This window comes from Flavobacterium zhairuonense (assembly GCF_004352915.1).
In the GTDB taxonomy this organism is placed as follows: Bacteria; Bacteroidota; Bacteroidia; order Flavobacteriales; family Flavobacteriaceae; genus Flavobacterium; species Flavobacterium zhairuonense.
Map to the genome: position 1 here is coordinate 1 of NZ_SJSY01000005.1, position 219 is coordinate 219.

Below are 219 nucleotides of genomic sequence, written 5' to 3' on the forward strand. Positions count from 1 at the left end.
GCTTGACGAGCTTCTTCTTCAACTCTAGCTTTCTCTTCAGCTGCTTGTTTTGCTTGTAAAGCTTCTGCGTCAGCTTTAGCTTTTGCGTCAGCAGCAAGTTTCAATTTCAATACTTCTGCATCAGCTTTTGCTTTTGCATCGGCCGCTAATTTCGCTTGACGAGCTTCTTCTTCAACTCTAGCTTTCTCTTCAGCTGCTTGTTTTGCTTGTAAAGCTTCT

Annotated in this window: 1 protein-coding gene; it reads right to left on the bottom strand. The window is 42.9% G+C overall.

Annotated features, from left to right (window positions below; translation table 11 throughout):
- Nucleotides 1–219, bottom strand: a 219-nt coding sequence (locus EYY60_RS00005; protein WP_208749411.1) for a hypothetical protein, incomplete at both ends; no start/stop codon positions are given.